The sequence below is a fragment of the Streptomyces sp. NPDC056486 genome, assembly GCF_042795295.1.
GTDB lineage: Bacteria > Actinomycetota > Actinomycetes > Streptomycetales > Streptomycetaceae > Streptomyces.
The window spans coordinates 203,134-225,432 of record NZ_JBHTSF010000002.1 but is presented as its reverse complement, the minus strand read 5'-3'; the positions used below and the strand labels follow the sequence as shown (position 1 = coordinate 225,432).

Below are 22,299 nucleotides of genomic sequence, written 5' to 3'. Positions count from 1 at the left end.
CGACCGTGACCCCGTCAGTACCGTCAGCGCGACCGACTGCCCGCCGCACACAGGCCGAGCGCTCCGACTCGACCACCGCGCAGCTGATCACCGCGGCGCAGTGGCTCTTCGGCCGGGACGGGTACACGACCACCTCGATCGTCGCCGTGGCTGCCGCCGCCGGGGTCACCAAGGGTGCGGCCTACCACCACTTCGAGGGCAAGGCGGCCCTTTTCCACGCGGTGTTCGTCCGCGAACAGGAGGAGATCGCGGCGGAATTGGAGCGCGCGGCGGCAGAAGAACCCGACGCCTGGTCCGCGCTGCGGCGCGGCTGCCGCCGGTTCCTGGAGCACTGTCTCGACCCCGGATTCCGACGGATCGTCCTGCTGGACGCGCCCGCGGTCCTCGGCTGGGAGACCGTCCGAGAGATCGAATACGCTCATACGCTGCGGGTGTTGACCGGCGGAATGCGTGCCGCGGCAGCCGCGGGCCACATCGGCGAGGGGGATCTGGACGTTCGTTGCCAGATGATGTTCGGCGCGCTGTGCGAGGCAGGCATGCTCCTCGCCCGCTCACCCGACCCCGCCTCCGCCCTCACCTCCGTGACGGCAGAAGCGGAATGTCTGCTCGCGGCGCTGGGTGCACCGGACAGGCACTGAAAAGCGGGGCGGCCGACTTGGGTAACCCGGCATCGCCCTTGCGTGAACCCTCAACCACGTAGCCGACCGGTTGATTACGCGCCGAATTCCGGGGCACTCGGAGTCGCGTCACGTAATGCTGGAATGCGATCTCCAAGGAGTGTGATCATGTCGGCTTACGGTAACTCGTCAGCGGCTTCGTCCGGCTCCCGGACAAATGGCCTCGCGATAGCCGGTCTTGTCTGCGGCATCGTCGGGGTGTTCTTCCTCAGCATCATCCTCGGGCCGCTCGCGATCATCTTCGGTGCTGTCGCCCTGCGTCAGAAGACGGCCAGGGGTGGCGGGGGCATGGCCAAGGCAGCTGTCATCCTGGGCATCGTCGACGTGATCCTGTTCATCGTGCTCATATCTGTCGCCGCCTCCTCCGGAGGATTCACCTGGTATATCGGCGGCTGACCTGAAGCACTGAGGGCGGGTCGGGCGGTTCCATCGGGTTCCATCGAGTTCCACCGGTGGGGGAATGCGCATTACGCGCGTTCCCCCACCGGTTCGTCCGCGCTCTTTGGACTTTCCGCCGATGGAATGCAGCATTCATGGTTCGGAAAGCGCATTGCGTACACGGGCGTCGAAGGATTGGATCGCCAAGGTCAAGAAGTCGAGACACTGTCGAGACAGCGGGGTTGCTCCCCGGTGTCGAGGGGAGGCGATCCGTGCATGGCGTCCATGCTCGACGGCTGTACGCCGTGGCCCGATGAGTTCGTCGACCGCTACTGGTCGGCCGGGCACTGGCGTGGCATCACGCTGGACAATCTGCTGCGCGGCTGGGGCCTGCAGCACGGGCCGCGCACCGCGCTCGTGCACGACGGCACCCGCATCACGTACGCGAACCTGAACCGGCGCGTGGACCGTATGGCCGCCGGGTTCCGGCTGCGGGGCCTGCGGCCCGGGCAGCGGGTCGTCGTCCAGCTGCCGAACGTTCCCGAGTTCGTCGTCACCGTGTTCGCGCTGATGCGCGTCGGCGCGGTCCCCGTGATCTGCCCGGTCTCGCACCGCGCGCCCGAGGTGTCCCACGCCGCACGGGTCACCCAGGCCGTCGGCTACGTCGGCCCCTCGACCTACCAGGGCTTCGACCACACGGCGATGGCCGCGGACATCGCGGCCCAAGGGCCCTTCCTGCGGCGGGTGTTCACCTTCGAGGCGCCGGGCGCCGCTTCCCCGTACGGCGGCATGACGACCGACCCGTCGGGGTGCCACTACTTCCCGCTGGACTCCGTCGACTCGCCGCCCGGTCCCGCGCTTGCCCAGAGTGCGGGACAAGTGGCGTTCTTCCTGCTGTCCGACCTGTCCGACGATGCCACCGCGGTGCCCGAGCTCATCGCGCGCACCCACGACGACTACGCCTACCAGGCGCGGGCCGCCGCCGAGCTGGTGTCGCTCACCGAGAACGACGTGTATCTCGCCGCGCCGCCCGCCGGGTTCAACCTCACCGCCGGGTTCAACCTCATCTTCGGCTGCCCCGGCATCGTCGGCACCCTCTCCGTCGGCGGCACCGTCGTCCTGGTCGAGAACGCGGAACCGGCACCGTCCCTTTCGGTCATCGGACAGGAGCGGGTCACCGTCACCTCGCTGGTGCCCGCCGTCGCCCGGCTCTGGCTCGACGCACTTCCCACGGTCGAGGCCGACCTGAGCAGTCTGCGTCTCGTCCAGCTCTGCGGCGCGTCCATGGACCGGGCGACCGCCGCGCGGGTGGGACCCGAATTGGGCTGCCACCCGCAGCAGGTCTTCGCCATGGCCGAGGGGCCGCTCGCTCTCACCCGGCCCGCCGGTCCGGACGAGACCGTGCTCACCACGCAGGGCCGCCCGCTCTCGCCCGACGACGAGATCCGCCTGGTCGACGCCGACGGCAAGGACGTGCCCGACGGGGAACCCGGCGAACTACTCGCCCGAGGTCCGTACACCCCGCGCGGCTACTACCGGGCCCCCGACCGCAACGCACGCTCCTTCACCACCGACGGCTACTTCCGCACCGGCTTCCTCGCGCGGCGCACCCCGGACGGCGACCTGATGGTGACCGGCCGCGTCGGCGCCGCGGAGGCGACGGCCTAGGCCTTTCCGGGAACCGCGGTCTCCGACACCTGGTCCTCGGGGGCGGCCTGCTCGGGGGCCAGGCTGTCCATGAAGGAGGAGACGGAGAACACCGCGCGCCCCGGGCCCGCGGGACCGTATCCGGGCGGCGACGACAGGCCGTTGGCCTCCATCGTCGCGCGGTACGCCTCAAGGAGACGGACGTGGTACTCCAGCGGCGCGCCCAGCGGGTTCGCCTTGCCCAGCGGTGTCGTGGGCTCCGGGCACCACGTCGTGAAGCGGGGCGTGATGCCGCGCGACATGAAGTACTGCAGCCCCTCGACGGTGGAGTCGATGGCCTCGCCGACCGTCTTGAAGCCGAACGGCTCCGCCATCTCCACGCCCGCCACGAAGTTCGGGATCACGTTGCGCGGCCCGAAGACGTCGGCGGAGTCCAGGATGCGGCGGTGCCACTCGTCGCGACCCACGTAGCGCTCCTTGCCGGGGCAGTAGCGCTCGAAGAGGTAGGGGTCCCACACCTCGTAGTTGGGGTGGTAGATCCGTACGCCGTAGTCGTGGAAGCGCTGCACGTCCGCCTTGGGCAGCGCCTGCGCGACGACCTTGCCGATCCAGCGGCCGGGGAAGCGCTCCTCGATAGCCTTCGCGTACTGCCCGTAGAAGTCGGCCTCGTCCTTGCCTTGGAGCTTCGAGGTGATGGCGCCACCGGTGAGCGTGTACGCGGTGGAGGACTTCGCGGTGTCGTACTTGTCGATGATCGCGAGGGCTTCGAGGACCTCGTCCATCGGCTTCACGCCCGTGTAGGGGCGGCCCGCCGCCTTCTGCTGGCGCCAGTTGTGGTTGATGTCGCAGTACCCGCACTCCTCCTTGGCGCCGAAGTACTGGCAGACCCGGAAGACCGTCAGGTAGATCAGGTAGCCCCACTGGATGGTGGGCGCCACCTCCATGACGGACTTGCCGTTCTCCAGGGTGTGCCGGTAGTAGTCCGGCATCGGCGGCAGACCCACGTCGGAGATCCGGGCGCCGTCCAGGTACAGGCCGAGTACGCCGTTGTCGTCAGCGGCCACGCGGTAGGGCGACGAGGGGTTCACGCGGACCGAGACGACCGTGCGGCGCAGGTCGTAAGGGCCGCCGGTGAGGACGATCTCCTCGGGCGGGCGGCGCAAGGCGGCGGCGCCGAGCTCGGGCAGTGTGCTGTGGTCGAAGGAGAAGATGAAGTACGACTTCGGCTTGATCTCACCGCCCTCGTTGTCACTCAGCGCGGACTCGTCGAAGGCCATGCCACCCCTGAGCAGGTCTTCTTTGATCACCGCCTCTCGCGGCACCTGCGGGAACCGCTCCATGAGTCCCTCTACGAGCTGGGTACGGCTCTCGCTGCGGCTTGCCATCTGCCGGGCACCTCGGATCCTGTCGGTGAATTGTGCTTTCCCGTGGCCCCCACGCTAATACCCTCCTCCCGCGGCGCGGACCCGCCTCCGGTTATGGGCCCCCTCAGGCCTGTCCTGGCGGGAACCTCGTGGTGCCGCTCCCGCGTTGTCCTGGCATGAATGAGCTGGTTGCCGGGGGGAACGTGCCCCTGCCGGACGGTGCCGTCACCCTGCGGGTGCCCGGCCCCTTCGACCTGTCCGTGATCGTCACGGGCGACAGCGGGAAGGTCGCGGGCGACGGCGACTTCGTCTTCTACAACCAGCCCGCAGCGCCGGGCGCCAGGCTCCAGGGCGACACGGTCACGGTCGACGGGCGGCGACTGCGTGCCGGTGCGAGCCGCGTCACCGTGGCCGTCAGTCCCGCCGATCCCGGCACTCCCCTGGGCCGCCTTCCCGGCATCACGCTCCAGGTGCACGGACCCGGCGGCCATCACGTGGCCCGTTTCACACCGCCGCGCCCCGACCGCGAGACGGTGCTGCTGCTCGCGGAGATCTACCGCAGGGGCCCGGGGTGGAAGCTGCGTGCGCTCGGGCAGGGGTACGCGGACGGGCTCGCGGGGGTCGCGAGGGACTTCGGGGTGGACGTAGCGGAGGACGAGAGCCCTCAGCCGCCCTCCCCTTCCGTTACCCGTCCACGCGCACCCGCGTCCGCACCCGCCGGTGTGCCCATGCCCCGTCCTTCGGCCGCATCCGGCCCCGACGGGTTCCTCCCGCTGGTCAACGCATCGCGGGCGTCGGTGGGCGCCCCTCCGGTCGCCATCGACGCCCGGCTGACCGCCGCCGCGAGCGCGCACGCCGCCGGGATGGCGGCGCGGTCCACGCTGAGCTCCGAGCACGCGGACGGCACGTCCCTCTACCAGCGCGTCGTCGCGGGCGGGTACGCCTACCTGGCCATCGGCGAGCATCTGGTCTCCGGGCCGCGCACGCCCGCCGACTTCGTGGAGTACTGCCTCTCCGGCGAGCAGTCACGGCGTACGGTGCACAGCCGCGCGTACACGCAGGTCGGGGTGGCCCACACCACCGACGCGCGCTCCGGCGACGTGTACTGGACGGCGCTGTGGGCCACCCCGTTCACCTCGCAGGGGCTCGCGGAGTGGGCGTCGGCCGTGCTCCGCCTCACCAACGCCGAGCGAACAGCGGCCGGTCTTCGCCCCCTCGCACCCGACCCGCTCCTGACCGTCGCGGCGCAGGGCCACAGCGCGGACATGGTCGCCCGCGCCTTCTACTCCCACACCTCGCCCGACGGCGGCGAACCCTGGCACCGCGCGTCGGCGGCGGGCAGCACGCACCGGGCGATCGGCGAGAACATCGCCTGCGGGCAGCGCACCCCGGCCGAGGTGGTGGACGGCTGGATGAACAGCCCCGGTCACCGGGCCAACATCCTCAAGCCCTCCTTCACCCACCTCGGCGTCGGCTTCGCGGGCGGCGGCTCGGCGGGAACGTACTGGACGCAGCTCTTCGGCGGCTGAGGACAGCGCCCCCTGCCTACTGTAAGCACCCTCCCTGCCGTCAGCCCACCGCCACCGCAACTCCGCTGCGGGCCGACGCATAGCCCGCCGCCACGATCTTCAGCGTCCGCAGCCCGCCCTCGCCGTCGGCCACGTCCATGCCGCCCTCCTCCGGCCCGTACAGGAACGCCCGCAGCATCCGCTCGTCCAGATCGGCCCCGAAGGGCAGTTCGAGCCCCTGCCCGCGGCGTTCGCTGTAGCCGTGGACCGCCTGGTCGAAGGCGTCCATCTCCAGGGTCGCCCGCTCGCCGACCACGGTGAGTTCGAGCCCGCCCCAGGAGTGGTGGGAGCGCGGGTGCGACCAGCTGCAGTCGATCGTGGCCACCGAGCCGTTGTCGTAGGTCACAGTGACCAGGCCGCTGGTCTCGGCGTCGACCTCGCCCTCGTACATGCGGTTGTTCGTCTGGGCGTACACGTCGACGGGCCGGGCCTCGCCGAAGAGGTCGTCCAGGAGGTCGGCGATGTGGACGGTGTGGTCCATCAGGGCGCCGCCGCCCGCGAGTTCGGGATCGGCGAACCAGCGCCGCGAGGTCGGCATGGAGCCGTTGTTCGCGCCGGACACGGTCAGGACCCGGCCCGCCTCGCCCGAAGCGACGGCCGCCTTGACGGCCGCGTACGCGGGGCTGAAGCGGACAGGGAAGGCCACCGCGAGGCGGACGCCTGCCGCCCGGCAGGCCGCGAGCATCGCCTCGCCGTCCGCGACCGTCGTGGCCAGGGGCTTCTCACACAGGACGTCCACGCCGTGGGACGCGGCGAGCTCCACGAGGGGCCGGTGGCGCGCGTTCTCGGAGCAGACGATCACCACATCAGGACCCCAGGCGAAGACCTCGTCGTACGTCTGCGCGTACGCGACCCCCATCTCCTCGGCGAACGCGCGGCCCCGCACCTCACCGGGCGCGGCCGACCCGGTGTCCGGGTCGCTGCCGATGACCTCGACACCCGGCATACGGGAGAGGAGCCGCAGGTACCCCGCCGCGTGGACATGGGCGAACGACAGAACGGCGACCTTCATCGCGTGACCTCCTTGGTGTCCGACTCGATACCCGACTCGGCACCCGACTCGATACCTGTCCGGATCTCGACGGCCCGGCCCGTGCGGCTCGACTCCACCGCCGCCTCGGCGATCCGCACCGCCTCGATCCCGTCCCGCGCGCTCACCCGCGGTTCACCGCCGCCCTCCTCCCACGAGGCCGCGAACTCCCGCAGCTCGGACAGGTAGGGGCTCTCCGTCATCGGGCTCGATGGGATGCCCTCGTTGGCCGCGCGCACTCCTTGCGCGGTGATGCGGTAGCCGGGCACGGACGTGGAGTCGTGCCGCAGGAGTCCGTCGCTGCCCGCGATCCGGAACGTCGTACGGAACTGCTGGTCCGAAAGGCCCCAGAGGCCGGTGATGTGGCTGATCGCACCGGAGGCGTGGGTAAGGACGGCGGTCGCCGAGACGACCTCGGCCTCCGCTCCCCCCGTGGCGTGCTCGACGCCCCGCGTCTGCGCGTGCACCCGGACCACGTCGCCCGCGATCCAGCGGGCGATGTCGATGTCGTGCACCATCAGGTCCATGATCACACCGCCGGACTTGGCGGGGTCGGCGAACCAAGGCGCCCACTGCGGGCGCGCCCCGCCCCGCGTGAACCGCAGCACCGCCAGATCCCCCAACTCACCGCTCTCTACGGCTTGTTGCATCGCCGCGTACGCCGGGAAGTACCGCACCACATGGGCGGGGTGCAGCCGTACGCCCGCCGCTTCGGCGGCTGCCGCGATCTCCTCGGCGTCGGAGGCATTGAGGGCGAGCGGCTTCTCGCAGATGACGTGCCGGCCCGCGGCGACGGCCGCGAGGGCGAGCTCCTTGTGGGTGGGGGTGGGGGTGCAGATGTCGACGGCCGTGCAGTCGGCGAGCAGTTCGTCGAGACTCGCCACCGCAGCGACCTCGCGCCCCGGGTACTCGGCGGCGAGCTTCTCCGCGGAGCCGTCGACGGTGTACACGCTGACGCGCGCACCCAGTTCCAACCAGCCGGGGAGATGGGCGCGGGCGATGCCGCCCGCGCCGATCAGGCCTATTCGCATGGGCAGAGTTACCTTTCGTGGTTCCTGGAGTGGGGTCAGCTCTTGGAGCCGGAGAGCGCGACGCTCTGCACGAAGTGCCGCTGCAGGAAGACGTAGACGACGAGCATCGGAAGGCTCGCGATGAGCGAACCGGCCATCATCACCGGGTAGTTGGTCTCGTACTGGCCTTCCAGTGAGGTCAGTCCGGCGCTGATCGGCATCTTCTGCGGGTCGGTGTTCACGATCAGCGGCCACAGGAGGTCGTTCCACGACCACATCGCGGTGATGACGGCGAGTGCGGCGAGCGCGGGCCGGACGAGCGGCAGCATGATCGACCAGAAGATGCGGAGCGAACTCGCGCCGTCGATCCGTGCGGCCTCCTCCAGCTCCTTGGGGAGCGTGAGGAAGAACTGCCGCAGCATGAACGTCCCGAACGCGCTGAACATGCCGGGCAGGAACAGCGCGGGCGCCGAGTTGAGCAGGCCGAGCCGCTGGATGATGTCGTACTGCGGAAGGACGAGCAGCGAGCTCGGCACCATGAGTACGGAGAGGAAGAGTCCGAACAGGACGTTGCGGCCCCGGAACTGCATGCGCGCGAAGGCGTAGGCGGCGAGCGAGCAGAACACCAGCTGCCCGACCGTGCGCCCCACCGTGTTGAAGACGCTGTTGAAGAGCATCTCCCGGAACGGCAGCGCGGTGAAGACCTCTTCGAAGCTCGACCAGTTCCAGGTGTGGGGCAGAAAGGTCGGCGGCACCTGGGCCGTCTCGGCGAGGGACTTCGCCGCGGTGAGCAGCTGCCACAGGAAGGGGAAGACCATCACCAGGGCGCCGAGCGAGAGCACCGCGTGGGTGGCGACCGAACCGGCGTTGATACGTCGGACGTTGACGCGTCGGAAGTTGACGCGTCGGACGTTGACGCGCCGACGGCTCGCGGGCCGCGCAGAGGGACTCGCCGAGGACTCACGCATAGTGCACCCACCTCTTCTGCAGCCTGAACTGCACCAGCGTCAGCGCCGCGATGATCAGCATGAGCAGGAAGGCGAGGGCGGCGGCCGGACCCTGGGCGTTCTCGATGAAGGCCCACTTGTAGAAGAGGCTCACCACCGACTGGGTGTCGCCGATCGCCGGGTTCTTCTCGGCCATCATGATGTAGATCAGGTCGAAGGTCTGCAGGGAGTTGATCATGCAGATGATGGACGAGAAGAAGATCGTCGGACTGAGCAGCGGCATCGTGATCGTGAAGAACCGGCGCAGCGGCCCGGCGCCGTCCAGCTCGGCGGCCTCGTAGTAGTCCTGCGGGATGCCCTTGATGCCCGCCATGAAGATGATCAAGTAGTAGCCTGTGGTCGACCAGACCATGACGGTGCCGATCGCGTACACGGCGGTCGAGGGGTCGGAGACCCAGTAGCGGCGGTCCGCGCCGAACCACTCGAAGACTTCGTTGATCAGTCCGTAGTCTCCGTTGTAGAGCCAGTTCCAGACGAGGCCGACGGCGACGGGCAGCGTCACGAACGGGATGAAGTACAGGGCGCGGTAGATCGCGACGCCGCGCAGTCCACGCCGGTTGAGCAGCGCCGCGACGCCGATCGCGACCGGCAGGGCGAGCAGCCCAATGACGCAGTAGATCAGCGTGTTGCCGAGTGCCTGCCAGACGGTGACGTCCTTGAGGACGCGTACGTAATTGTCGGTGCCGATCCAGGTGTTGCCGCCGAATGCCCCGAACTCGGTGAAGCTGTAGAAGAAGGTCTGGAGCAGCGGCCAGAAGTAGAAGAGGGCGAAGCCGATGCCGAGCGGCGCGATGAAGAGGTAAGCGGCGCGCTGGTTGCGGGACTTGGGCGCGGCTTCTTCTGACGACTTGCGTCGTCCTGCCGCCTTCGCCGCCGCCGTGGAGGGAAAGACACTCATCATGCGCGCTCCTCCTTCAGGGCCCGGTCCATCTGCTTGCCCAGCGTGCGGGCGGCGCTCTCGATGCCGCCCTTGCCACTGAACGCGGCGCCCAGGAGCGGGTATTGGAGGTTCTCCCAGACCGCGGTGTTCTTCGAGCTCGGGTACGGCACGGCGTACTTCTGCATCTCGACGAAGCACTTCAGGTCGAACTCGGGCATCGACTTGAACCAGGCGTCCTGCGTCCCCTCGTACGAGGAGATGGTGACGCCCGCGGACGCCTGGATCTCGGCGGCCCTGCGACCGGCCATGAAGTGGACGAACTTCCAGGCGGCAGCCTTCTTGCGGCTCTTGGCGGAGATGACGTTGGCGAGGCCGTGGATGATCGTGGCGCGCTCGCGGCCCTTGGGCAGGACGGTGACGCCGCCGTGGTCCTTGATCGCGGGGGTGGCGTGCATCTGGCCGGAGAACGAGGAGATCTCGTAGACCATGGCGGCCTTCTCCGACCAGAAGCGGTTGCGCGCCTTGGATTCGACCATCGCGCTCTGCGGCGGTGACCAGCCGCGGTCGATCATGTCGGTCCAGTAGCGCAGGCCCTCGATGGACCGCTCGTCACCGAAGCCGGACTTCCCGTCCTTGAGGACGTAGCCGCCCGCTCCGTAAATGGCGGGGTAGATCTGGGCCTGGCGGTCCATCTCGGCGGCCATGCCGTGCACACGCTCGCGCGGGTTGGTGAGTTCGGCGGCGGCGTCGCGCACGTCGTCCCATGTCCAGGTGGCATCCGGGTACTTGATGCCCGCCTTGTCGAAGAGCGCCTTGTTGTACCAGAGGCCGATGGTGTCGAAGTCCTTGGGGATGCCGTACTGGGTGCCCTGGTAGGCGTAGATCTTCACGAGCGATTCGGGGTGGCGGTCCACCGGGGTCGCGTCGCTCTTGATGTGTCCGCTCAAGGGCTCCAGGACGCCGTTGGACGCGTACAGCTTGAGATTGACCGCGTTCATCCAGAACACGTCGGGGGCTGTGCCGCCACGCATCGCGGTCTTCAGGGTGGTCCAGTAGCTGGACCAGGGCGTGAGCTCTATGCGCACGGATATGCCGGGGTTCTCCTTCTCGAAGGCCTCGATCACCTTCTGCAGCCCCGGCACATGGGCCACGTCCCACACCCCGTACGTGAGGGTGGTCCCGCCACCGCTCTCCTTGCCGTCGTCACTCCGGCCGGAGCAGGCGGCGAGCAGGGGCGCCGCCATCGCTCCGTACAGCAGAGTTCTCCTGCGCATGGGCGCCTCCGTCTGCGTTGTCCTACGGCGTCGCATCCGTCAGGAGATCGGATTCGACCTGGTCAAGTGCTTTGCGTACGGCGCCGATCGCGACGCCCTGTTCGCCGAGCGTGCTCAGTGCGATGCGGGGGACGTGCAGCGTCAGCGGGCGCAGTCTGTCCTCGATCAGCGGCACGAGATGGCCGCCCAGCGGGGTCGCGCCGCCGGTGAGCACCACTAACTCCGGGTCCACGGCGAGGGCGAGGGCGGCGATGCCCGGCGAGATGCGGTCGGCGAAGTCCGCTACGGCGGCGAGTGCACGTGGGTCCGCGGTGTCCGCGGCGCGGGCGAGGGCGGCCACTTCGGACTCACCGGGGCGCCGCGCGCCCTTCCAGCTGAGAGCTTCCTGCGCGGTGTTCATGCCGAGCAGCGGAAGCAGACCCAGCTCGCCCGCGCCGCCGCGCCGCCCCCGGTGAAGGCGCCCCCCGATGGTGAGGCTGCACGCGACTCGGTGTCCGGTCAGGACGCAGACGACGTCTCCGGCGAGGGTGGCCGCGCCCTGCCAGCGCTCGGCGAGCACGGCGAGGTTCACGTCGTTCTCGACGAGGGTGTGGCCCGGCTCGCCGTCGGCGAGGAGCTTGCCTAGGCCGACGCCGGACCATTCGGGGATGACGTGGGAGGTGATGGTGCCGCCCGCGTCGACGACGCCGGGTACGCCCACGCAGCGGGCGAGGATGTCGTCGCGCCGTACGGAGTGCGCGTCGAGGAAGGCTTCGAGTCCCTTGCGCAGGAGGTCGAGCCGCCTTGCGCCGCCCAGCTCCGGGTCGATGTCCTCGCGGTGGACGGCGAGCACCGTCCCGCCGAGATCGGCGAGGAGGAGCACCATCTTGTGCAGGCCTATGTCGGCGCCCACGACGTAGCCCGCCTCCACGCGGAACCGGAACCGCCGGGCGGGGCGGCCCGGCGCGCGCTCCCCGTCCTCGCGCTCGGCCTCCCCCGCCCAGCCGTGCGCGGTCAGCTCCTCGACGGCGGATTCCACGGTGGGCCGGGAGAGTCCGGTGCCCGCGGCGAGCTCCGCGAGTGTCTGCGGGCTGCGGCGGTGCAGGGCGCGCAGCACGACGGTGGTGTTCAGCCGGCGCAGCGAGGCGAGATCGTGCCCCCGTGTCCCGTTCCGCAACACTTCTTCACCCCATGTCGAGGCCGGGGCATCCCTGTTGACCTGTGGATCAACCGCTGCTCCCGGAGATTTGGGAGGACACTTTCATATCTGTGCCCGGCGGGGAACCCCCTTCGCGGGGACGGATTTCGCGAGGGCGGGCCCGACCGCGGGGCGGTTTACCGGGTCGTAACCGCGCCCCCGAGCACCCTCGGGCGACTACCGGACAGCCGTCGGTGACGAAGTCGAGGTCAGCCGGTGCGCGGCGGCATTTTACTGACGGCTCATCAGGAAAGACCGGTGTTAACTCCGTGCGCGACCCCTTGCCAAGGGAGATCGTACGTGTTCGGATTATCTCTGTCGGGCGGTCACCCACCGCCTCGTATCCGCAGTTCAGACCCTGTACGGCGGGCCAGTCAGGCCTGTCTGCCCTCCCCCCCCATACCCCCATTTCCCCTCGCACGAAGTGTCCGGAGTCGTGCTGCCCGTTTGCCTGCGGCAGCCCGAAAGAGCCCGAAAGAAGGGACCCCCCCGTGTTCGATCTTTCGTCCGTCGATCTGCTCGACGCGTTCACCCGCGAACTGCGACTGTGCAAGCTCACCGAGGGCGAGCACGTCGTCGTCCTCTCCGAGCCCGGCAGCCGCGGCGACTACGTGGCGGCGGCGTTCGGCGCCGCGAAGGCGTGCGGCGCCCATGTCATCGCCGCGACCGTCCCCGGCGGCAGCCCCGCGCCGATGCCGAGCACCCACACCGGTGCGGGCCCGGGCCTGGTCTCCGTGCTCAACGACACCACCGCGCAGGACCTGCTGAAGTCCGCCGATCTGGTCGTCGACATCACCCGCGAAGGCTTCATCCACGCGCCCGTCCAGCAGGAGATCCTGCGCGCGGGCACCCGCATCATCTTCGTCTGCGACGCACCCGACGTGCTCATCCGCAATCTGCCCAAGGAGTCCGACAAGGACGAGGTGCTCGAAGGGGTCCAGCTGCTCAAGCGGTCGACCGTCATGAAGGTCACCTCGGACGCGGGCACGGACCTGACCGTGCAACTGGCGGGTTCCAAGCCCGAGTTCCAGTGCGGCTTCGCCGACGACCCGGGCCGCTGGGACCACTGGCCGAGCACGATGGTGCTTGCCTGGCCGGAGATCTCCGACGGGCAGATCGTGCTCGCCGAGGGAGACATCCTGCTGCCCTTCAAGGAGTACGTGCGTCAGCCGGTCACCCTGCAGATTTCGGGCGGGCAGATCGAGAAGGTGTCGGGCGGCGCCGAGGCCGAGCTCCTGAACACGTTCTTCGATGACGCGGACGACCAGTGGGCGCGCAGCCTCTCCCACATGGGCTGGGGTCTGATGCGTACGGCCGACTGGTTCGCCACCGCGATGTACGGCAAGGACGACCTGATGGGCATGGACGCCCGCGCCTTCGCCGGGAACTTCCTGTGGTCCACAGGACCGCACCCCGTCCTCGGGCGCGAGTCGTACGCGCATCTCGACATCGCCATGCGCGGCTGCACGGTCCGGGTCGACGACACCGAGGTCGTGACGGGCGGCCGTCTCACCGAGCGCTGACCCGCGCCGCGCGTCAACTGCCCGAACGTGTAAGCAAGATGGAGGAAGTGTGGCGTCCAGCCAGTCGTACGAAGTCACCGTCGTCGGAGGCGGCCTCGGTGGCCTGACCGCCGCCCTCGCGCTGCGGCAGCGCGGTCTGCGGGTCACCGTGCTCGAACAGGCCGCGCAGCTCGGTGAGGTGGGCGCGGGCATCCAGACGGCGCCGAACGCCAGCCGCATCCTGCTCGGCCTCGGCCTGCGCCGGCAGCTGGAAGCCATCCACACCGAACCGCTCGACCAGGTGCGGCGGCGCTGGAAGGACGGCAGCGTCGTCGGACTCACCTCGCTCGGCCGGCGCTGCAAGGAACAGTTCAACGCGCCGTACTGGCACTACCACCGGGCCGATCTGCACCGCGTCCTCATGGACGCCTGCGTCGACCCGGCGGGGCCAGGACCCGTCGTCGCGCTGCACACCGCGAGCAAGGTCGCCGAGCTCGACCGCACCGACCCCGCGCACCCGGTGGCGATCACGGACGACGGGCGGCGGTACGTGTCCGACGTCGTCATCGGCGCCGACGGCATCCGCTCCCAGGTGCGCGACCTGATGGGCGCCCCGGACACCCTGCAGTTCTCCGGCGAGATGGCCTACCGGGCCCTCATACCGGGCGACTTGATCGCGGCCGACCCGGCGACGCGCTGGCTCGTCGACCGCTACCAGTCCACGATCTGGTACGGGCCCGACCGCCATCTGGTGCACTACATGATCCGCGGCGGCGAGTACCTCAACATCGTGGCCTGCGTGCCCTGCACGGACGAGGTCGCCGAGAAGTGGTCCATCGCCTCCACCGCGCAGGACCTCGTCGACGCCTTCCCCGGCTGGGACGACCGCGTCCCGGCGATGCTCTCCAAGGCGAAGGAGGACGTCTCCTGCTTCGCGCTCTACCACCGGCGCCGCGACCCGGTGTGGCAGGACGGCCGCGTCGCCCTGCTCGGCGACGCCTGCCATGCGATGCTCCCCTACCAGGCGCAGGGTGCTTCACAGGCCATGGAGGACGCCGCCGTGCTCGCCGAGGAACTGGGCGCGGTCACGGCGGACGGCATCGACGGTGCGCTGCGCCGCTATGTCGACCGGCGCGCCAAGCACGCCGGGATGGTGCAGGACGCCTCGCTGCAGAACAAGACCTTCTACCACTTCCCCGACGGCCCCGAGCAGCAGGCCAGGGACGAGAAGCTCCGGCGGAACTTCGACGGCGAGTCCGATCTCTCCTACGACTGGCTCTGGGGCGGCAGCCCGCTCAACGACCCCGATCTCGGCGCGTTCTCCTACCAGTTCACGCGCTGATCCCCTCCCCCTCAACTCCCCCCACCCCGCTGACCCGGCACCCGCAACCGCCGCAGAACGTCCCCGACACGACCCTGTGGAGCGCACGTGAAAACAGGCGATCAGATCGTTCAGGAACTTCCCTGGAGGTGGTCGGTCCAGGGCAAGATCTTCATCATCGGTGGCCTCGGCTACCTCTTCGACGCGTACGACATCGCCTTGAACGGCTTCCTCATGCCGCTCCTCGGCAAGCATTTCGACCTCTCGCTCAGTGAGCGCGGGCTCGTCGCCACCGCCAACCTGGTGGGGATGGCCGTGGGCGCCGTCGCCTGGGGCGCGGTCGCCGACCGTATCGGCCGCAAGAAGGCCTTCAGCGTCACGCTGCTGATCTTCGCCCTGTTCTCGGTGTTCGGCGCGCTCGCGCCGACGTATCCCGTCTTCCTCGCGCTGCGGTTCCTCGCGGGTGTGGGGCTCGGCGGCTGTATCCCCGTGGACTACGCCCTGGTGGGCGAGTTCTCGCCGCGCAAGTACCGGGGCAGGATCCTGACCGCGCTCGACGCGTGGTGGCCGGTGGGCGTGACCCTGTGCGGGCTCGTCTCGACGGCGATGCTGACCCTCGACGGCAACTGGCGGTGGATGCTGGCGACGATGGTGCTGCCCGCGCTGCTGCTCTTCTGGGCCCGGCGCGGCATCCCCGAGTCGCCGATCTATCTGACGAAGAAGGGCCGCGAGGCCGAGGCGCGGAAAGTCATCGACGACCTGGTGGCGCGGACGGGCGCTCCCGTGGAGCCCTATGTCATCCCCGAGCCGGTGGAGGACGAAGGACCGCGCGGCGTGGGCGCCGCCGTCGACCAGCTGCGCCGCATCTGGGCCTTCAGTCCGCGCATCACATCGGTGGCCTGGCTGCTCTTCTCCACCATCATGCTGGTCTACTACGCGGCCCTGAGCTGGATGCCCTCGATCCTCAAGGAGGAGGGCCAGGGCGACACGGCCGCGTTCATGAGCACCACGGTGATGAGCGGCGTCGGCATCGTCGGCGTCCTGGTCTCCACCGCCCTGGTCGACCTCGTCGGCCGCAAGTGGCTGATCGGTGTCTCTGCGCCGGTCGCTTCGCTCGCCCTGGTGGTGTTCGCGCTGGTCAGGGACATGCCGACCGGTTCGGTCGTGGCCATCGGTGTCTTCGGCTTCCTGGCCCAGCTGGCCATCCCCGCCCTGTACGCGTACATCTCCGAGCTCTACCCCACTCCCCTGCGGGCCAGCGGCTTCGGCTGGGCCTCATCGGTCAGCAGGGTGCTCACCGGGTTCGCACCGCTGCTCTTCGGCTCGGTGATGTGGCCGGTGCTCGGTCTTCCGCTGACGTTCGCCGTGCTCGGCGCGACGGTCCTGGTGGCCGTCGTGTGGATGGCGGTGGCCGCGCCGGAGACGAAGGGCCGGGAGCTGGACGGCGCGGAGGAGTCCCCGGAGGCCGCGGCACCGCTGCCGGTCCCCGAGCAGGCGGCGCTCTGAGCGGCGCCTGCCAGCCAAGCTCCCCCGCGCACCCCCTACGTACGACAGGAGGACCATGAAGCCCGCCCCCTTCGCCTATCACCGGGCCCGCGACCTCGACGGCGCCACGCGGCTGCTCGCCGAGCTCGGTGATGACGCCAAGGTCGTCGCCGGCGGCCAGAGCCTGGTCGCGATGATGAACTTCCGGCTCGCCCGGCCCCGGCACCTGGTCGACATAGCCGCTCTGCGGGAGCTCGACGGTGTGCATACGGACGCGGCGGGCGGGCTGCGCATAGGGGCGCTCACCACCCACCACACGGTGGAGAGGGACCCGGCGGGGCGGCTCGGGGCGGACTTCGGTGTGCTGCGCGATGCCATGCCGTGGATCGGGCATCTGCCGATCCGTACCCGCGGTACGGTCGGCGGCAGCATCGCGCACGCCGACGCCACCGCCGAGTGGTGTCTGCTCGCCCTCGCGCTCGACGCCGAGTTCGTGGTCCGCGGGCCGCGCGGCGAGCGCCGGATCGCGGCCGGGGAGTTCTTCCTCGGCTACTACACCACCGCCATCGACTTCGACGAGATCCTCGTCGAGATCGTCTTCCCGCGCCCGGCACCGCACGCCGCGCTCACCGAATTCGCCGAGCGGCAGGGGGACTTCGCTCTCGTCTCCGCGGTCGTGGACCTCGATGTCGCGGGCGGTGCGGTACGCGGCGGGCGGGTGGCGCTCGGCGGGGTCGCCGCCGCCGTGGTGCGTGTGCCGGAGGCGGAGGCGGTCCTCGCGGACGGCGGCTCGTTCGCCGAATGCGCGGCAGCGGCGGCGGACGCGGTCGATCCCCCGGCCGACGCGTCCGGCAGCACGCACTACCGCAAGCAGCTCGTCCGCACGCTGGTCCTGCGTGCCTGTGAGGAGGCGAAGACCCGATGAACAAGGCAGTAAAAGAAGGGCAGTTGGTCGGCAGGTCCGTGGCACGGCGTGAGGACCCCCGGCTGCTCACCGGGCGTGGCAGGTTCGTCGACGACATCGCGCTGCCGGGCATGCTGCACGCCCAGTTCGTCCGCAGCACGGTCGCGCACGGCGAGATCACGTCGATCGATCTGACGGCGGTCCGTGATGTGCCGGGTGTCGTCGCCGCGTTCACGGCCGACGACCTGGAGCTGACCGACATCACCGCCCAGCTCGGCCGCCCGCTCTCGGAGTTCGTGCCGACCGCGATGCCCGTCCTGGCCCGCGACCGGGTCCGCTATGTCGGGGAGCCCGTCGCGATCGTCGTGGCACGGAACGCGTACGCCGCGGAGGACGGCCTGGAAGCGGCCAAGGTGAGTTACGCGACCCTTCCCCCGGTCGTCTCCGAAGAAGCGGCCCTCGCGCCCGACGCGCCGCTCGTCCACGAAGAGGCGGCGCACAACACCCTGGTGGACGTCTCGCTCTTCGCCACCGACGGCATCGACGAGATCTTCGACTCCGCAGCCTGCGTCGTCCATGTCGCCTCACGCACCGGTCGGCAGAACGCCCTCCCCCTGGAGACGCGCGGTGTCGTCGCGGACTGGGACGACCGGGAGGAACAGCTGATCCTGCAGACCTGCACCCAGGTCCCGCACCAGGTGCGGACGGTGGCGTCCCGCTGTCTGCGCCTTGACGAACGGGCGGTGCGGGTCGTGGTGCCCGACATGGGCGGCGGCTTCGGCCAGAAGTGTGTCGTCGGGCGCGAGGAGATCGCCGCTGCCGCTGCCGCTCTGCGGCTTCGCAGGCCGGTGAAGTGGATCGAGGACCGCAAGGACGCCCTGTCCGCCTCCTTCCTCGCCCGCGAACAGCACTACGACGTACGCGCGGCCTTCGACGAGGAGGGCAGGATCCTCGGCCTGGACGCCGATGTGGTGTGCGACATGGGCGCCTACTCCTGCTATCCGTTCACGGCGGGCATCGAGCCGCTGATGGCGTCGGCCGAGATGCCCGGCGTCTACAAAGTGCCCGCCTACCGGGTGCGCGGCCGTGCGGTCACCACCAACAAGGCGCCCACCGCGCCCTATCGGGGGGTGAGCCGTCCGCAGTACGTGATGGTGGTGGAGCGGCTCTTCGAGCGGGCCGCACGTGAACTGGGCCTGGACGCCGTGGAGATCCGCCGCCGCAACGTCATCACCGAGTTCCCTTACACGGGCGTCAACAACATCACGTACGACCCGGGCTCCTATCTGGAGTCGCTGAACCTGTGCGAGCAGCTGGTCAAGGACGAGGGCTGGTACGAGAAGCGCTCGGAGGCGGCGGCGCAGGGTCGGCACATCGGCATCGGCTACTCCTGCTTCAGCGAGCGCACCGGCTACGGCTCCAAGGCCTTCGCCCAGCGCAAGATGCGGGTCGTCCCCGGCTTCGACATCTCCGAGGTCCGGATGGACACCAGCGGCGCGGTGACCGTCACCACCGGCACGATGAGCCACGGGCAGAGCCACGAGACGACGATGGCGCAGATCGTGGCGGACGAACTGGGCGTGGACATCCTCAAGGTGAAGCTCCATCAGGGCGACACCGAGCGCATCACCTACGGCTGGGGCACCTTCGCGAGCCGTTCCATCACCGTGGGCGGCAGCGCGGTGCGGCTCGCGGCGGCGAAGCTCGGCGAGAAGCTGTGCCGGATCGCCGCGGCACGCTGGGAGGTCGGTCCTGACGACGTGGAGCTCGTGTCAGGGGCCGTACGGCGCCGCGACGGGACCATACTGACCTACGAAGAGCTGGCCGATATCGCCTACCTCCAGGCGCAGTTGCTGCCCAAGGACATCGAGCCGGGCCTGAGCGCCACCGCCACGTTCGACGTCTTCAACGACGGCACCTTCTCGAACGCCACCCACGGTGTGGTCGTCGAACTCCACGAAGGCACCGGGCAGGTGGAGATCCTGCGGTACGTCTGCGTCGAGGACTGCGGCGTGGCGATCAACCCGCAAGTCGTGGAGGGGCAGTGCCGTGGCGGCATCGCGCAGGGCATCGCGGGCGCGCTCTTCGAGCAGGTGACGTACGACGCCCAGGGCGAACCGTCGGCGACCAGCTTCATGGACTACAAGGTGCCCACCGCCCATGAGATCCCCGACGTCCTGATCCATCACCTGGAGACGCCGTGCGCGTTCACCGAGACCGGCGCGAAGGGCGCGGGCGAGGGCGGCACCATCGGGGCGCCGGCCGCCGTGCTCAACGCCGTCAACGACGCGCTCCTTCCCACGGGCGTCGAGCTCGATCACACCCCCATCACCCCGGAGACGGTGCACCGCGCCCTGAACCTGGAGCTCTCCTCATGACCGACACCGGCAACATGACAGCCACCGGCAACGCCACCGACGTTCTGCTGCTCACTCTCGACGTCAACGGCGAGCGGCACGAAGTGATCACTGAGCCCCGCCGCACCCTGGTGGACGTGCTCCGGCACGATCTGCGCCTGACCGGAACCCACGTCGGCTGCGAGCACGGCATCTGCGGAGCGTGCACGATCCTGGTCGACGACCGGCCCGTACGCGCGTGTCTGATGTTCGCGGCGCAGGCCGAAGGTGCCCGGATCCGTACCGTCGAGTCACTGTCGGACGGGACCGAACTGAGCGATCTGCAACGGTCGTTCAGTGAGCACCACGGCCTTCAGTGCGGCTTCTGCACCCCCGGCTTCCTGATGCTCGCCGAGGGTTTCCTCGCCGAGCGGCCCGAGGCGACCAAGGACGAGATCCGTGAGGTCGTCGCCTCCAACCTCTGCCGGTGTACCGGCTACCAGACCATCGTCGAGGCGATCGACGGGTGCGCCGTCACCCGGCGCTGCCCCAAGGAGTCCTGATGCAACTCACCAACTCGGTCCCGGTCAAAGCCTCGCCGGACGAGGTATTCGCCCTGATGAACGACGTCGAGCGGGTCGCCTCGTGCATGCCGGGCGCGGCGCTCGAAGGGCGCGACGGCGACGCCTGGCAGGGCTCCGTGAAGATCAAGGTCGGACCGATCAGTGCCGCGTACGCCGGTACGGTCCGCTTCCTGGAGGTCGACCCGCAGGGGAGGCGGCTGCGGGTCCAGGCACGTGGGGCCGACACCCACGGGAGCGGTGACGCGGAGGCCGAGGTCGCGCTCGAAGTGCTCGCGGCGCCGGAGGGTGCACTGCTTCAGATCTCCACGGATCTGGTGATACGCGGCAAGATCGCGCAGTTCGGGAAGGGCGCCATCGCGACCGTGTCCGACCGGATCCTGCAGCAGTTCGCACGGAATCTGGGGAGCCTGCTCGACCAGGACCGGACACCGGCCGCATCCACCTCCGGCCTGCCCTCCACCGCACCCCGGGCCGCTCTCCCGGCGGCCCCCGCGGAAGCCGAACTCGACGGTCTCTCCATGCTGCTCGGTCCGGCCGCCGCCAAGTACGGCGTCGTCGCCGGCGCCTTCGCCTTCGGCCTCTTCGAGGGCTGGCTGCTCGGCAGGATCGGCGCACAGGCGAGGGAGCTGCGCGCGCTGAGGAGGGCATCGTGAACTACGGCCAGGAAACGGAACGTACCTACGAACGAGCCGGATTCGGTGCCCCCGTGCGCAGGGGCAGCCGCCCCGCCATCCTGGTCGTCGACCTCACACGCGGCTTCACCGAGGACGCGTTTCCCTCGGGGGCGGATCTGAGTGATGTGGTGGGAGCGGTAGGGGAGTTGATCGACAGCGGGCGCCCTGCCGACGTGCCCGTCATCTTCACCGCGATCGCCTACACACCCGCCGAGGCCGCGGGCGACTCCGTCACCTGGCTGCAGAAGGCTCAGGGCATGCGGTCCCTGGTCGAGGGCGGCGAGGAGGTCGCACTCGATCCCCGACTCCCCCGCGAGCCACAGGACTTGATGGTCGTGAAGAAGGGGGCTTCGGCCTTCTTCGGGACCTCGCTGGCCGCCCTGCTCACCGGTCTCGGCTGCGACACGGTCCTGGTGTGCGGGGCGACGACGAGCGGCTGTGTGCGGGCGAGCGCGGTCGACGCCGTGCAGAGCGGGTTCTCGGTGCTCGTGCCGCGCGCGTGCGTCGGCGACCGCGCCGAGGGGCCGCACGAGGCGAGCCTCTTCGACATCCAGGCCAAGTACGGCGACGTCATCGACCTCAAAGAAGCAGTCGACTACCTCGGCACCCTCACGCACGCCAGGAGGAACGCATGACCCCGCCCGACCGCTGCCTCCCGCAGTCCGCCCTCGCCGACCTGGCCGACGTCCCCGCCACCAGCCGCTGGGTCCGCTCGGGCGCCACCCGCCTGCACCTCCTCGACTACGGCGGCCCCGGAATCCCGCTCCTCGTCCTGCCCGGCATCACGAGCCCCGCCGTCACGATGGACTTCGTGGCGCGCGAACTGAGCGACCTGGTACGCCCGTTGGTACTGGACGTCCGCGGGCGCGGGCTCTCCGACGGCGGCGGCTCCTACACCCTGGAGGAGTACGCCGAAGACGTCGAAGCCGTCGTCACGGGGCTCGGCCTCGACCGTCCCATCCTGTTCGGGCACTCCATGGGCGCGCGCATCGCCGCGGTGACCGCGGTGCGCGGCAAGGTGGCGCTGCGTGGCACGGTGCTCGGGGACCCGCCGATGAGCGGCCCCGGACGCGGGCCCTACCCCACGCCCCTGGAGGCCTTCCTCGCCCAGCTGGCACAGGCCGCGCGCGGTACCGACGCGGAAGAGGTGTCCCGGTCCTGGCCGCGCTGGCCGCGCCGGGAGCAGGAGCTGCGGGCCCGCTGGCTGGCGAGCTGCGACGCCGAGGCGATCGCCGCCACGCACCGCGGCTTCGAGACCGAGGACTTCTTCGACTGGTGGCCCTCCGTGCCGGGGCCCACCGCTCTCCTGTACGGCGCGGACAGCCCCGTCGTCACCGCGGTGGGCGCCGCCGAGGCGGCGCGCCTTCTCCCGTCGGCCGTCATCGGCAGCATCCCGGACGCGGGTCACATGCTGTTCTGGGACAGCGGCCACGCCGCCCTCACCGCCCTGCGTGAGGCGCTGCGCCCGATGCTGACCTGAC

The 22,299-nt window shown here is 69.9% G+C and carries 20 protein-coding genes; 13 read left to right on the top strand and 7 right to left on the bottom strand.

Going from position 1 to position 22,299, the window contains the following annotated elements; genetic code table 11:
* Nucleotides 1-5: 5 nt before the first annotated feature.
* The 3 genes from ACFQ7F_RS02245 (at nucleotide 6) to ACFQ7F_RS02235 (ending at nucleotide 2,723) form a co-directional block, all read left to right on the top strand.
* Nucleotides 6-638, top strand: coding sequence for a TetR/AcrR family transcriptional regulator (locus ACFQ7F_RS02245; protein WP_383264737.1), 633 nt, complete (start codon nucleotides 6-8; stop codon nucleotides 636-638).
* Nucleotides 639-785: 147 nt separating this feature from the next.
* Nucleotides 786-1,073 (top strand): DUF4190 domain-containing protein, encoded by a 288-nt coding sequence (locus ACFQ7F_RS02240; protein ID WP_383264734.1) that lies wholly within the window; start codon nucleotides 786-788, stop codon nucleotides 1,071-1,073.
* Between the two features lie 258 nt (nucleotides 1,074-1,331).
* Nucleotides 1,332-2,723: an AMP-binding protein gene (locus tag ACFQ7F_RS02235; protein ID WP_383264731.1), complete on the top strand. Its 1,392-nt coding sequence runs from the start codon at nucleotides 1,332-1,334 to the stop codon at nucleotides 2,721-2,723.
* Here the strand turns inward: ACFQ7F_RS02235 and ACFQ7F_RS02230 are convergent.
* Nucleotides 2,720-4,087, bottom strand: a complete 1,368-nt coding sequence (locus ACFQ7F_RS02230) for a radical SAM protein (protein WP_383264730.1) — start codon at nucleotides 4,085-4,087, stop codon at nucleotides 2,720-2,722. The genes ACFQ7F_RS02235 and ACFQ7F_RS02230 overlap by 4 nt on opposite strands.
* Before the next feature lie 155 nt (nucleotides 4,088-4,242).
* On the opposite strand from ACFQ7F_RS02230, the gene ACFQ7F_RS02225 reads away from it, so the two are divergent.
* Nucleotides 4,243-5,595, top strand: a complete 1,353-nt coding sequence (locus tag ACFQ7F_RS02225; RefSeq protein ID WP_383264728.1) for a CAP domain-containing protein — start codon at nucleotides 4,243-4,245, stop codon at nucleotides 5,593-5,595.
* A gap of 40 nt (nucleotides 5,596-5,635) precedes the next feature.
* Here the strand turns inward: ACFQ7F_RS02225 and ACFQ7F_RS02220 are convergent, their stop codons facing one another.
* Genes ACFQ7F_RS02220 through ACFQ7F_RS02195 form a run of 6 tightly spaced genes read right to left on the bottom strand, consistent with a single transcriptional unit; the run spans nucleotide 5,636 to nucleotide 11,991 of the window.
* Entirely contained in the window at nucleotides 5,636-6,646 is a 1,011-nt protein-coding gene (locus ACFQ7F_RS02220) for a Gfo/Idh/MocA family protein (protein WP_383264725.1), read from the bottom strand.
* Nucleotides 6,643-7,695, bottom strand: coding sequence for a Gfo/Idh/MocA family protein (locus ACFQ7F_RS02215; protein WP_383264723.1), 1,053 nt, complete (start codon nucleotides 7,693-7,695; stop codon nucleotides 6,643-6,645). Before ACFQ7F_RS02215 ends, ACFQ7F_RS02220 begins: the two co-directional genes overlap by 4 nt.
* A gap of 35 nt (nucleotides 7,696-7,730) precedes the next feature.
* Nucleotides 7,731-8,642, bottom strand: coding sequence for a carbohydrate ABC transporter permease (locus ACFQ7F_RS02210; RefSeq protein ID WP_383264720.1), 912 nt, complete (start codon nucleotides 8,640-8,642; stop codon nucleotides 7,731-7,733).
* Nucleotides 8,635-9,579: a carbohydrate ABC transporter permease gene (locus ACFQ7F_RS02205; protein ID WP_383264719.1), complete on the bottom strand. Its 945-nt coding sequence runs from the start codon at nucleotides 9,577-9,579 to the stop codon at nucleotides 8,635-8,637. Before ACFQ7F_RS02205 ends, ACFQ7F_RS02210 begins: the two co-directional genes overlap by 8 nt.
* Complete coding sequence (locus ACFQ7F_RS02200; protein WP_383264717.1) at nucleotides 9,579-10,835, bottom strand: ABC transporter substrate-binding protein; 1,257 nt, start codon at nucleotides 10,833-10,835, stop codon at nucleotides 9,579-9,581. The genes ACFQ7F_RS02205 and ACFQ7F_RS02200 overlap by 1 nt, the downstream gene beginning before the upstream one ends.
* A gap of 22 nt (nucleotides 10,836-10,857) precedes the next feature.
* Nucleotides 10,858-11,991 carry an ROK family protein gene (locus ACFQ7F_RS02195; RefSeq protein ID WP_383264714.1) on the bottom strand — a complete coding sequence of 378 codons (1,134 nt, stop codon included), beginning with the start codon at nucleotides 11,989-11,991 and terminating at the stop codon, nucleotides 10,858-10,860.
* Between the two features lie 512 nt (nucleotides 11,992-12,503).
* On the opposite strand from ACFQ7F_RS02195, the gene ACFQ7F_RS02190 reads away from it, so the two are divergent.
* The 9 genes from ACFQ7F_RS02190 (at nucleotide 12,504) to ACFQ7F_RS02150 (ending at nucleotide 22,298) form a co-directional block, all read left to right on the top strand.
* Nucleotides 12,504-13,535, top strand: a complete 1,032-nt coding sequence (locus tag ACFQ7F_RS02190) for a hypothetical protein (protein WP_383264711.1) — start codon at nucleotides 12,504-12,506, stop codon at nucleotides 13,533-13,535.
* Between the two features lie 49 nt (nucleotides 13,536-13,584).
* Complete coding sequence (locus ACFQ7F_RS02185) at nucleotides 13,585-14,856, top strand: FAD-dependent monooxygenase (protein WP_383264709.1); 1,272 nt, start codon at nucleotides 13,585-13,587, stop codon at nucleotides 14,854-14,856.
* An 87-nt stretch (nucleotides 14,857-14,943) separates the two neighbouring features.
* On the top strand, nucleotides 14,944-16,341 hold the full coding sequence (locus ACFQ7F_RS02180; protein ID WP_383264706.1) for an MFS transporter: 1,398 nt from the start codon (nucleotides 14,944-14,946) through the stop codon (nucleotides 16,339-16,341).
* A 55-nt stretch (nucleotides 16,342-16,396) separates the two neighbouring features.
* On the top strand, nucleotides 16,397-17,245 hold the full coding sequence (locus ACFQ7F_RS02175) for an FAD binding domain-containing protein (protein WP_383264704.1): 849 nt from the start codon (nucleotides 16,397-16,399) through the stop codon (nucleotides 17,243-17,245).
* Complete coding sequence (locus tag ACFQ7F_RS02170; protein ID WP_383264702.1) at nucleotides 17,242-19,602, top strand: xanthine dehydrogenase family protein molybdopterin-binding subunit; 2,361 nt, start codon at nucleotides 17,242-17,244, stop codon at nucleotides 19,600-19,602. Before ACFQ7F_RS02175 ends, ACFQ7F_RS02170 begins: the two co-directional genes overlap by 4 nt.
* Nucleotides 19,599-20,123 (top strand): (2Fe-2S)-binding protein, encoded by a 525-nt coding sequence (locus ACFQ7F_RS02165; RefSeq protein WP_383264699.1) that lies wholly within the window; start codon nucleotides 19,599-19,601, stop codon nucleotides 20,121-20,123. Before ACFQ7F_RS02170 ends, ACFQ7F_RS02165 begins: the two co-directional genes overlap by 4 nt.
* On the top strand, nucleotides 20,123-20,797 hold the full coding sequence (locus tag ACFQ7F_RS02160) for an SRPBCC family protein (RefSeq protein ID WP_383264696.1): 675 nt from the start codon (nucleotides 20,123-20,125) through the stop codon (nucleotides 20,795-20,797). Before ACFQ7F_RS02165 ends, ACFQ7F_RS02160 begins: the two co-directional genes overlap by 1 nt.
* Nucleotides 20,794-21,453 carry an isochorismatase family protein gene (locus tag ACFQ7F_RS02155; protein WP_383264693.1) on the top strand — a complete coding sequence of 220 codons (660 nt, stop codon included), beginning with the start codon at nucleotides 20,794-20,796 and terminating at the stop codon, nucleotides 21,451-21,453. The genes ACFQ7F_RS02160 and ACFQ7F_RS02155 overlap by 4 nt, the downstream gene beginning before the upstream one ends.
* The gene (locus tag ACFQ7F_RS02150) at nucleotides 21,450-22,298 is read left to right on the top strand and encodes an alpha/beta fold hydrolase (RefSeq protein ID WP_383264690.1); all 849 of its coding nucleotides are present in this window, start codon (nucleotides 21,450-21,452) and stop codon (nucleotides 22,296-22,298) included. Before ACFQ7F_RS02155 ends, ACFQ7F_RS02150 begins: the two co-directional genes overlap by 4 nt.
* Nucleotide 22,299: the final 1 nt, after the last annotated feature.